The organism is Candidatus Cardinium hertigii, assembly GCF_050864915.1.
Taxonomy (GTDB): Bacteria; Bacteroidota; Bacteroidia; order Cytophagales; family Amoebophilaceae; genus Cardinium; species Cardinium hertigii_D.
The window spans coordinates 217562-229271 of the sequence record NZ_JBOZWY010000001.1; the positions used below are offsets into that span (position 1 = coordinate 217562).

8 protein-coding genes are annotated in these 11710 nt (G+C 35.6%); 3 read left to right on the plus strand and 5 right to left on the minus strand.

Features of this window, described 5'->3' with window-relative positions; genetic code table 11:
* Nucleotides 1-76 precede the first annotated feature (76 nt).
* The 3 genes from serS (at nucleotide 77) to ACRRVD_RS00935 (ending at nucleotide 4668) form a co-directional block, all read left to right on the plus strand.
* On the plus strand, nucleotides 77-1348 hold the full coding sequence (serS, locus tag ACRRVD_RS00925; RefSeq protein ID WP_432461308.1) for a serine--tRNA ligase: 1272 nt from the start codon (nucleotides 77-79) through the stop codon (nucleotides 1346-1348).
* A gap of 555 nt (nucleotides 1349-1903) precedes the next feature.
* Nucleotides 1904-2524, plus strand: coding sequence for a hypothetical protein (locus tag ACRRVD_RS00930; RefSeq protein ID WP_432461309.1), 621 nt, complete (start codon nucleotides 1904-1906; stop codon nucleotides 2522-2524).
* 845 nt (nucleotides 2525-3369) lie between these two features.
* Nucleotides 3370-4668, plus strand: coding sequence for an aminopeptidase P N-terminal domain-containing protein (locus ACRRVD_RS00935; protein WP_432461310.1), 1299 nt, complete (start codon nucleotides 3370-3372; stop codon nucleotides 4666-4668).
* A 152-nt stretch (nucleotides 4669-4820) separates the two neighbouring features.
* On the opposite strand, the gene ACRRVD_RS00940 is transcribed toward ACRRVD_RS00935, so the two are convergent.
* The 5 genes from ACRRVD_RS00940 to ACRRVD_RS00960 form a co-directional block, all read right to left on the minus strand.
* Nucleotides 4821-6161: an ankyrin repeat domain-containing protein gene (locus ACRRVD_RS00940; RefSeq protein WP_432461311.1), complete on the minus strand. Its 1341-nt coding sequence runs from the start codon at nucleotides 6159-6161 to the stop codon at nucleotides 4821-4823.
* A 435-nt stretch (nucleotides 6162-6596) separates the two neighbouring features.
* A complete protein-coding gene (eno, locus tag ACRRVD_RS00945; RefSeq protein WP_432461313.1) occupies nucleotides 6597-7904 on the minus strand; it encodes a phosphopyruvate hydratase in 1308 nt (435 codons plus the stop codon).
* A 236-nt stretch (nucleotides 7905-8140) separates the two neighbouring features.
* A complete protein-coding gene (locus tag ACRRVD_RS00950; RefSeq protein ID WP_432461314.1) occupies nucleotides 8141-8434 on the minus strand; it encodes a DciA family protein in 294 nt (97 codons plus the stop codon).
* Nucleotides 8435-8540: 106 nt separating this feature from the next.
* Complete coding sequence (locus ACRRVD_RS00955; protein WP_432461315.1) at nucleotides 8541-9920, minus strand: LysM peptidoglycan-binding domain-containing protein; 1380 nt, start codon at nucleotides 9918-9920, stop codon at nucleotides 8541-8543.
* A gap of 350 nt (nucleotides 9921-10270) precedes the next feature.
* Entirely contained in the window at nucleotides 10271-11701 is a 1431-nt protein-coding gene (locus tag ACRRVD_RS00960) for a cryptochrome/photolyase family protein (protein ID WP_432461316.1), read from the minus strand.
* Nucleotides 11702-11710 lie beyond the last annotated feature (9 nt).

Genomic DNA, 11710 nt, shown 5'->3' on the forward strand with positions numbered 1-11710 from the left:
AGACAGACTAAACCTTTAAATTTACTGTGATTTTAGCTTAAAAAAACTTAGATTATAGGGCGTCACTACAAATAGCATGATTGAATTACATCGTATAAAAACAGACAAAAAAGCAGTAATAGATGGCTTGCATAAGCGAGGTTTATCTAATGCAGAAGGGCTTATTCAGGCCATATACAACCTGGACATAGAAAAACGGGCTATACAATTTCAATTAGACAACTTATCCGCTACACTGAATAAGCTAAATCAGGAAATAGGAGACATGTTGCGCAAAAAGGATCCAGCAGCTACTTTAGAAGCTAAAAAGGAGGAAAGCAACCAATTAAAAAAAAAGATTAAGCAGTTGGCAGAAAAATTTAAAGTACATGCATCAGATCTGTTGTCGCAGCTTTATGCGCTTCCAAACTTGCCTCATGAAAGCGTACCAGTGGGGAGCCATGCTGGTCATAATATTATCATCTATCAAACACGACAAATGGCTGTAAAAGGGTGTTCGGCCCACTGGGATTTAGTTAAAAAATATGACTTAGTAGACTTTGCGTTAGGCAATAAAATTACCGGTGCTGGTTTTCCAGTGTATAAAGGAAAAGGTGCTAAGTTACAACGTGCTTTAATAAACTTTTTTTTGGATCAAGCATTAAAAGCAGGCTATACCGAAATTCAACCTCCTATTTTGGTAAATGAAGCATCTGCCTATGCAACGGGTCAGCTGCCTGACAAAGAAGGTCAAATGTATCAAATTGCATCAACGCCATTCTATCTAATACCTACTGCAGAAGTCTCCATCACCAACATCTATCGTGATGCCATTATAGCAGAAGCTGCTCTACCAGTTAAACATGTAGGATATACACCTTGCTTTAGAAGAGAAGCAGGGTCTTGGGGAGCTGACGTACGCGGGCTAAATAGGCTGCATCAATTTGATAAGGTAGAATTGGTTCAGATTGCTCATCCGGACTGTTCTTATACAAACTTAGAAGAAATGTTAACCTATGTACAAGGATTGGTGGAACAACTGGGGCTACCTTACCGTGTTCTAAAGCTTTGTAATGGGGATTTAGGGTTTTGTGCTGCTATGACCTATGACATAGAGGTACATGCTATAGGTCAAGATAAATGGCTAGAAGTGAGCTCAATCAGCAATTTTGAAAGCTTCCAATCCAATAGGTTGTCGTTAAGATATAAGAATAAAACAAAAAAAATTTGTCTTTTACATACTTTAAATGGAAGTGGACTGGCTCTTCCACGTGTACTAGCTGCACTATTAGAATTGAATCAAACCCCAGAAGGGATCCATGTTCCAAAGGTCTTACAACCTTATACAGGATTTGATATAATTGACTAAATTTGGTTCTATCGCGTTTGTTTTAATGAGCTTGAGGGCGTTGCAATAGAAAATTGCAAAGAATATTTTAAACATTTTTGCATATATTTTTGGTAAAACACTTTCTTTCTGTGTCCTATAAAAGGCATAAAAAAATAATTACATAGCTTTTTTCTTATTTTGAATAGATTTAATTTTCTATTACAACGGTCTTAAGCTTGTTTATTTGATCCAAGAAAGTATGCTTGCATTTAGGACGACTAGCTGAAACAGCTGATAAACTTAACTGACCGATTACTTTTATTCCTATACAAATAGCTTAAAATCATTAATTAAAAGCCTTAAACAATAAATACAAGTTAACCTTTTAATAAAGTTTAACCGGACTCTAGTTTAACCTGACTCTTTTTGACTAAAACCTAAAAATCTATTGCAATGCTCTCATTCGGATAATTATTAAAAATATATTTATATATTGCTTGCAATTATCCTAAGAATAAAGAAATTAATTTGATCTCATTTATATTTACTATACGTTAAGGCAACAAAAACAACGACTAAACATAGATTAAAGCAATGAAAAACAATATAAAAACTTTCCTATACGGCTCTATACTATCTTTAACCACATCTAGCTGTTTCGATAAACCGACCTGTTCAAATAGACTTAAGGATTTAAGTAAGGCAAAATCAAAACAAGCTACAGCTAAAACTGTAAACGCTTCAAAGGGAACTGTAGCACCAGGAGCTCCAGCAGCAGATGAACTACAAAAATTAGAAAAACTAAATCTAAAAAATCTACTAGCTAAAATAGAGGAAATAGAAAAACTAAATCTAGGCAATGTACAAGAAAAACTAAATGCAATAAAAGCACTAAATCTAAATGTAGATCTAAAAAATTTACAAAAAGCAATAAATCAGGTAAAAGCATTAGATCTACAAGATATACAAGCAAAACTAACTGATATAAAAGAATTAAATATAAAAGATCTACAAGAAAAAATAAATCAAGTACAAAACCTAGACATACCTGACCTAAAACAGCTACAAGAAAAAATAAATCAAATACAAAACCTAGACATACCTGACCTAAAACAGCTACAAGAAAAAATAAATCAAGTACAAAACCTAGACATACCTGACCTAAAACAGGCTACAAGAAAAAATAAATCAAATACAAAACCTAGACATACCTGACCTAAAAACAGCTACAAGAAAAATAAATCAAATACAAAACCTAGACATACCTGACCTAAAACAGCTACAAGAAAAAATAAATCAAATACAAAACCTAGACATACCTGACCTAAAACAGCTACAAGAAAAAATAAATCAAATACAAAACCTAGACATACCTGACCTAAAACAGCTACAAGAAAAAATAAATCAAATACAAAACCTAGACATACCTGACCTAAAACAGCTACAAGAAAAAATAAAATCAAATACAAAACCTAGACATACCTGACCTAAAACAGCTACAAGAAAAAATAAATCAAATACAAAACCTAGACATACCTGACCTAAAACAGCTACAAGAAAAAATAAATCAAATAGAAGAGGTACTTAAAACAAATCTAGAAAATCTGATAAATAAAGCAATACAAGACACAAATGATGGGCAAGCAAAAGGAAAAACAAAGATATTAACAGGACAACTAAAAACTAATATAACATCTAGCTTAAGACTGGTATTAAGTAACTTAAAACCAAGTACAGAACTCTTAAACTTAAACAAAACAGAAATATCAGGCTTTGAAACATTAATATCAGGCTTCGAAACGACGCAAATATTAGACGAACAAAAAACTAAATTAGATAATGCAAAAAATGTATTGAACAATATTAAACAACAACTTTCTATATAAAATTTAGTGAAAATCCTTCTAAACTAATACGCCAAAAAGTGACAAGTTTATTACTTTTTATTACATTTTTTTTTTTAAAACTGTAATAAAAAATAAGTTTCTTTTATAGTGTAGTAGTTTAGGTTTAAATGGTTGAACAGCTGCACGGCATATATGTAAACTGGGTAAGATCCTATGCGTTATAGAAATATTGATCCAAATCTATTCATAAACAATAGAAAAAAACTGGGAACCTTTCTTTATCCCAATAGCTTAGTAGTGTTACATGCCAATGATGTGATGGCCAAAAATACAGATGGAACGATGCCATTTGTGCAAAATAGTGATCTTTTTTATCTTTCTGGCATAGACCAAGAAGAGACTATTCTACTGCTGTATCCAGATGCCATTAAAAAGGAATGGAAAGAAATTTTATTTATCAAAGAAAGCAATCCGGTAGCAGCTGTTTGGGAAGGAAGCAAGTATACTAAAGAAGAAGCAAGTCGTATAAGTGGGATTTTGACGGTGCACTGGTTGAGTGCATTTAAGCCAATTTTTCATACCCTAATGGGTTTGACCGATCAAATATACCTTAATACAAATGAACATCCAAGGGCAAACTCCGCTATAGCCACTAGAGACAGACGTTTTATTCGCTGGTGCCAGCAGCACTACCCCTTGCATTCATATGTACGGCTAGCGCCGATTATGCAAAAACTACGTGGCATAAAAGACGAAATAGAAATTTCCTTTATACAAACCGCTTGCGATATTACAGCGGCTGGGTTTCTATCTACTATACCAATGGTCCGTCCTGGATTAATAGAGTATGAAATAGAAGCATTGCTCTCATATGAGTTTCTTCGAAGGGGTTCAAGGGGATTTGCTTATGCGCCTATTATTGCGAGTGGTGCAGATAGTTGTATTTTACACTATACCAAGAATGATAAGCCTTGCCCACCAGGCGAATTATTATTGATGGATATAGGGGCAGAATATGCTAATTATTCTGCTGATATAACACGCGTTATACCTATTGATGGGAAATTCACAGCCAGACAACGAAAAGTATATAATGCTGTACTGCGCATATTACAAGCTGCAGAGGGGCTACTGCGGCCAGGGCTATCTTTTGCAGATTATCATAAAGCAATTGGTGAGTGGGTAGAAGAAGAACTGGTTGCACTGAACCTTATAAAGGCTGCAGATATTAAAAACCAGCCTAAAGAGGCACCAGCTTATAGAAAATATTTCATGCATGGCATCTCACATCATCTCGGACTGAGCACACATGACCTAGGCGATACGCATGCTGTCATTTTACCCAATATGGTTTTAACAATAGAACCAGGTATTTATATTAAGGAAGAAAAGATAGGTATACGGCTAGAAAATAATGTAGTCATCACAATAGATGGCGTGCAAAATTTAACACAAAATATTCCTATAGAAGCCGAAGCAATAGAGGCTTTAATGTGTAAAAGCTCAAACTGAGTTATAAAGAAAACATAAAAATTTTTTAGACTTTGTTTTGATAAAAAAGCAGCATAAATCTGTTCTGCAAGCCAACCTATTAGCACCTACTCCATCCAACAAAACGGACTTTTTGCTTAGCTTACAGAACAGACTTGACCTATGGCAACTTTTTAGAGATTACGACTTCTTGCTTGGGCTACCTGCCTCCTGATCTTATCTGCTTCACTACCATATCGTTGCTTGTTGATAGAGTCCCTTACCATACCGCGCAGTTTAGCACCAAGTTGCTTGCTGATTACACAGCTATCTTGAATTTCATCAATTTCGCGGACGATAGTAGCAAGCTGTTGAATAGTTAGGCAGCCAGGTAACGTTTCTAATATATACTTAAACATCTGCTTTTCCTGAATAGATACAGTTGGAATTTGGACCTTACTGTTATGCCATAAGGCTGCAAAATCCCTATGTTTAGGTAAATAACTACACTGAAATACAGAATAGCCTTCGTTATTCGCTTTAAACAACGCTGCAACTGCCTGATCTCTACCGGAACGATCTACTATTTGATCCAATAATAGTTTAAAGCCATTTTTCTTTTTAATACGGGAAGCTAAGTGTAGCGCTGTTCTTCCTTTATTATCTTCGCTCGCTAAAGCTTCTACAGGAAGTTTATTTACCAGCAACACTAGTATATCCTTAGGCAAATACTTCACTGCTAAATGGAGCGGCGTCATACCCATTTTATCTTTTTGATATAGATCTTCGTTAGGAAGCTTATGGATCAAGCGTGCGGTAGCATCAATCAACTGACGTCTCATACATATATGTAATAGTGTCATGCCATTTTCATCTTTGGCACGTAAAGCTTCTGCAGGAAATATATCCAGCAACAACACAAGTAAATCCTTCCGTCCATCGAGTATCGTAAGATCTAACGGCGTTCTTCCCCTGTTATCTTTGACCAATAAATCTCCTTGAAGTAAATGGGGCACCAACGCCCTTACCCCAGCGACCCATCCATTTATAATAGCTAAATGGAGCGGCGCCATACCTGTTTCCCGATCTACAGTGGTAATATCTATATCGTGATGTGCCAATAAAAAATAAAATATTTTTTCATGCTTACACTTAAGCGCCCACACAAGTGAAGTTAAACCATTCCCCAGTGCATTGGGATCTATATCTTTACTATGCAATAAAGATTTAACGGAAACCAAGTCACCTTTACTGATGGCATTGCGTAAAGCGTTTCGCCCATTTAAATCAGGTGCGTGCTGGAAAAGCGTATCACGTGTCTTGCACTGCAGCTGTTTGAATGTATCAACGCCGCTACATGCATCTAATGCAAAATAGTCCATAGAACACGGTTTATTAAAATCTGTAAATCTTTGACGTTTACCACTTATGCAAGACGAAAATTGTAAAGCAGCTAAAAATGAAAACGTTGCAATTCTTTTTGATAGGGAGTTAGAGCGCTTAATATGATCAAATTGTTTTAAATTTTTATTCATTTTTTTGTTTTTTTATAAAAATTACAAGGAACAATAGTATCCTATAGTTGCTTCATTAACAATAGATCCTTTTCTGTACTTATTAAGTATAAGCTGCTTCTATAAACAAATAGGCATCAACAAAGCTGTAACCTATAGAGCAATAGCTGCTCGAAAAGGATACTACTTTTAAAGTTAGGCGGTATACTTGTTGTTATTTTAAGCAAAAAATTGGCTTAAGTATATAAAGCCAACAAAGAGAGAGACTGTTTGCTACAAATAAGTAGCAAACAATCTGCTGAAATATAGCATCACTTACTTAGTAATACAAATTTAAACGCTCTACCAACTGAAGTTGAGAAGACCTTATTTGATAATATAGATAAAAAATATAGAATACTTTAGTAGTCATCCAAACTACTACTTACTGAGACTAAACAGCCAGTCTATTGTTCCTTATTTTTTATTTAAAAAACGAGCAAAAGCATTACGCCCTGCATAACTTACTTTATCTCTTAAATCAGATTCAATACGCAACAAACGATTGTATTTGGCCACTCGATCTGTACGACAAACTGCACCTGTTTTAATCTGCCCAACCCCTGTTCCAACAACTAGATCAGCAATCGTAGTATCCTCTGTTTCTCCAGATCGATGGGAAATAATAGCAGCATAGTGCGCTTTTATCGTCAGCGCAATAGTTTGCAAAGTCTCTGTTAAACTTCCTATTTGATTGTATTTAATCAATACTGCATTAGCTAAATTTTTCTCTATTCCTTGCTTTACTAGCTCTGGATGGGTCACAAATAGATCATCCCCTACCAACTGCACCCGTTCACCCAATTGTTGTGTTAGTTGCTTCCAACCGATATAATCTGCTTCAGCCATACCATCTTCTATACTTAGAATAGGATATTGATCCACTAAATCTACCAAATAAGCTACCCATTCCGATCTAGTGAACTGCTTATTTTCTATATAATAAAATCCATCTGGATGATACCATCCAGTACTAGCAACATCTAAACCCAAATAAATATCTTCACCAGGAGTATAACCAGCTTGGATAATGGCTTCTAAAATAGATTCAATCGCCTCTGTGGTTCTATATAAATTAGGGGCAAAGCCACCTTCATCACCCACATTTGTACTTAACCCTTTTTGCTTAAAAGAATGCTTTAAAACATGAAAAATTTCTACAGATGCACGTAATGCTTCACTAAAAGAACTAAATCCTAAAGGTAGAATCATAAACTCTTGTATAGCAAGCGGATTATCTGCATGCAAACCGCCATTTATAATATTCATCATAGGCACTGGCATCTTGTAGGCGACATTTGATAGTCCACCTGCTAAACTAGAAAAGTATTGATATAACGGTTGTCGGAAATGTAAAGCAGCTGCTTTAGCAATTGCTAAAGAAACAGCTAAAATAGCATTAGCACCCAAATGCTGCTTATTGGACGAACCGTCAAGGGCTATCATTAAGCTATCCAAACCAGATTGATCATCAATATTTTTACCAACTAAATTTGTACGAATGATGGTTTGTATATGTTCGACTGCTTGTAACACTCCTTTTCCATGATAACGCTTGGAATCAAGATCTCTTAGTTCTACTGCTTCCAGGGAACCTGTAGAAGCGCCAGAAGGCACACTGGCATATCCTATTTCCCCTGATACTAGATGTACTTCAGCTGCTATGGTTGGATGGCCACGGGAATCTAAAATTTCATACGCCTTAATGGCACTAATCTTTGACATCTTTACTACTTTAAATTAAAAAAGTTTTGTCGCTTTTAGCTTTTATAAATATTTTTGTACGTGTTTTAGACAGATCAACTTTTGCAGCTAATAAATATAGATGCTAATCTTACAAATCCCTATATCAATCATTATGGGCGCAATGCCAACTAAAATCCTTTATACAATTATTAGATACCTGATGGTAAAGCATATATGCTTACCAAAGCTATGCTTTATTACCTACCCTTAATTTTTTATAAAAAAATAACATCCTGTAAGAGGGTATGAGCCATCTCTCCATGAAGTGCAGTAAGGATTTTATCCTTATTAAGCTTTAGCTCATGGCGTAAAGGCGCAGAAGTTATTTTTAAAAATATTTTATTATGATGTACATAGAGCTTTTCTGTCCGATTACAAACCACTTTAGGCATGGTTTTATGCCACGCGGTACGTACCATAGCTGCTGTCAATTGTTTCTGAAAAGGAGAAGTTTTAAGAAACCTATGGACCAATTCTTTAAGACTTTTGGCATGTTCTAAATCATTCATAATCAATCGTATTCTATAAATTTATTTGTAAAGATCAGCATAAAATTATACAAAGTGGCTCTAAAAATGGTTGTTTAGCAGCTTGCTATCATATACCATTTCCCTTTCAAGATAGATCTAGATTGTAATATTCGACTGGAATCTTAGAAGGTCTAATAAACCGCAACCATAATATGCGTCCCTTTTCTAAGGGTTCTGGCTGTTGCATACGATTTTTTTCCAAAAGAGCAGATTGCTTTATACCATAGCGCTGTGCGATAGACCATGTATCTTCCCCAGGTGCTACCACATGATAATGTATACCCGCTTTACTGCCTTTTGCACTATAATAATATATATGCCCTGGAATCAGTTGATCTATTTTTTTAATTTCGTTTATAAGAAGAAATTTATCTATCGACATGTTTACCAACTGGGCTAAATAGGCAACAGTATCTCCTTTTTGGGCTACAATAGCTCGTCTTCCATTGGCTTTAATCAATCTACTAGAGCAGTTATTGTTTAAAGGACGTATCTCCGGAAAGATTTTAGCAGACTGTAAGTACTTTGCATAATCTATACGATGCGATTGGCCCTGTTTAGGTGGGCTATTCGAGACTACTTTTTTATCCTTAGGCAATACATTGTTTACTGGCTTAGGCAACTTTAAAATAGGACGCATGGACACATCCGTATGTAACAATGGTACCAATAAAGCGCATTGTGTATGATCTGGTACGACAGAGGTCCTAAGCCACTGATTGTGTTTAAATAACAACTTTTCTTCTATCTTGAAATGGGCAGCAATATCTTTTAAGTTTTGACCATGATGACCTTGATCATAGACACATAGCTTATATGTGGAATGTTTTTTTTTCCCAGCTATCTTGCCAAATGCAATCTTAGTAGCCACAACCGAAATGATATATCCATCTGTTTTATCATTCAATCGTACCACCTTGGCCCCACGGTATTCCTTAGGAAACAGTTTTATCGCCCCTGTCCTACCCCTATTATAGGCCAATAATGCGCCCAACCAACTATCAAAATATTGGCAATGACTCTTTAAAAAACGGGCTGCTGCCTTGGTAGATTGAATCAAATGCATTCTTTCATCTACAGGATGATCGATCATTAATTTTAAGTCTATAGCAGCTACTTTATGTATTTGCCAAAAACCTACATCATGCGTATAACTCACTGCATCTCCTACCAGCATACTTTCATGTAAAGCCTGAAACTTAAAATCATCTGGAACATTTTCTTCCGCTAAAGTCTTTTCTATAAGCGGAAAAAAAAGATGGGTTCTATCTAATATTTCACTAAAAATCTTCTTTGGTCTTGTCAACTGATTGACTTTTTCTTGTACACGACTACGGACAGCATCTGTAAATTTTAAATGTATACCGGCAAACTTCATTGCCTTTGGCATCACAATCGGCTCCAATGCATCAACAGACCATCCACTTAATAGTACCAAAGCGATTGCCATAAAAAACCAACGCATAGATCAAATTATTTTTAAAAGTGGTACCCCAACGCTAGTACTATAGCGACAAAAAAGTAAAAAATAGCTTCAATTGCTACAGCTATCTTTTGTATTAACAATAGCGGTATGTAAGATTTGGCTCTTTTTTATACTGAATCGAAAGGACAAAAATAGTAGAAAAAAATAACAGAAACGGATTTAGCTTTTTCTAAAAAAGAATAAAAATAGGCAAAATATAACTTACTTCCATAAGTATAAAGCTATATTGTCTTTTACGCAACTGCTCTTGATGCTTTAAATATAGAACTAGATAGGGAACAAAACTATACAAAATCAAATACAGACGCGACAGAGCTTTTTTCGGGCCACTACGCTCCTATTTTTTTAAAAGTTTCTATGGCACGTATTCTAGATAATTCGTAATTAACCATCGGTTTGGGATAATTTGTATGAAGGGTATGAAAATCCATGGTATGGATGATAGATCTAGGTACTTTTTGTAACCCCGGTAAGTACTTTTTGACATACTGACCATCAGGATCAAATTTTTTGCCTTGTAGATAAGGATTAAAAACGCGAAAATAAGGGGGAGCATCTACCCCACAAGCGCTGGACCATTGCCAACCACCTACATTAGAGGCAAGCTCATAATCCATAAGGTGTTGTGCAAAAAAACTTTCACCTTTATGCCAATCTAAAAGCAGATTTTTACTAAAAAAGCTGGCTACGATCATTCTTGCTCTATTGTGCATCCATCCCTCGCACAATAGCTGTTGAATGGCTGCATCTATGATCGGATAACCGGTTTGCCCACACACAAATCGATCATAATCTTCTTGTTTGCTATTCCAAGGTATGGTATTGCGGTATTTTTCTTGAAATGATTCATAGATAATATTTGGAAAATGGTATAAAATATTTGCATAAAATTCACGCCAAATTAATTCACTTATCCAAGTCGTAACGCCTAGATTTGAAGCCAATGCAAATGCCTTGCGATAACAGGAGCGAATAGATATCAGACCGAATCTCAAATAGGGTCCACATCTACTGCTCCCATTCAGATCTAACAAGTCTCGATTTGCTTTGTAATGGTCTATCTGGTTTTTAAGAAAACCATCTAATGAATTAGATCCATTTTTAGGATCCCATAAGCCATCTTTTATATATATATAGCCAATCTGTTTTAAAACTTCTTCCACCCCTACATTTAAGTCAATAGATTGACCATCTAGTGCTGAAGGGGTAAATAACCTCCCTTCTAAGGCATAGTTATATTCTATTAGCAGCCTATTCTGTGCCAACGCTCCCTGATCGGCTATATAGGTCCTAAATGCCTTCATATAAGGCGTATATAGTTTATAAGGCTGGTTGCATTGGGTTAAAATTATACCAGGCTTTATAAGCAGATGGTCACAATATAGATGTAGTTTGCAATGGGGCATCAATACCTTTTGAATGGTTCTATCCCGTTCTATATTGGCTGGTTCATAATCTTCATCGGCATAAATGGCTTCAACCTTTAAATGGTTAACCAGTTTGGGGATAATTTCTAAAGGTGTACCATGAAAGACAAAAAGCTCCCCTTGTAGCTTTTTTAATGCATCATGGAGTAAACAAAGGGTATGGGCTAGAAAAGAGAGTCTTCTATCATAAGGATTGGGAAACTGCTTTAGGATAGCTGTATCAAAAATAAAAATGGGTAAAACTTTATCCACATGCCGCAATGCAGCGGCAAAAGGCTTATTATCCTGTAGGCGCAAATTACGCCGCAACCAAACGATAGCAACTTGAGCCATACAAAAACG

Bases quoted from the DNA above. Each gene is read 5' to 3' on its own strand.
- ACRRVD_RS00930 (WP_432461309.1), top strand. From the start codon at position 1,904: ATGAAAAACAATATAAAAACTTTCCTATACGGCTCTATACTATCTTTA.
- ACRRVD_RS00955 (WP_432461315.1), bottom strand. From the start codon at position 9,920: ATGCGTTGGTTTTTTATGGCAATCGCTTTGGTACTATTAAGTGGATGG.
- ACRRVD_RS00960 (WP_432461316.1), bottom strand. From the start codon at position 11,701: ATGGCTCAAGTTGCTATCGTTTGGTTGCGGCGTAATTTGCGCCTACAG.
- ACRRVD_RS00935 (WP_432461310.1), top strand. From the start codon at position 3,370: ATGCGTTATAGAAATATTGATCCAAATCTATTCATAAACAATAGAAAA.
- serS (WP_432461308.1), top strand. From the start codon at position 77: ATGATTGAATTACATCGTATAAAAACAGACAAAAAAGCAGTAATAGAT.
- ACRRVD_RS00940 (WP_432461311.1), bottom strand. From the start codon at position 6,161: ATGAATAAAAATTTAAAACAATTTGATCATATTAAGCGCTCTAACTCC.
- eno (WP_432461313.1), bottom strand. From the start codon at position 7,904: ATGTCAAAGATTAGTGCCATTAAGGCGTATGAAATTTTAGATTCCCGT.
- ACRRVD_RS00950 (WP_432461314.1), bottom strand. From the start codon at position 8,434: ATGAATGATTTAGAACATGCCAAAAGTCTTAAAGAATTGGTCCATAGG.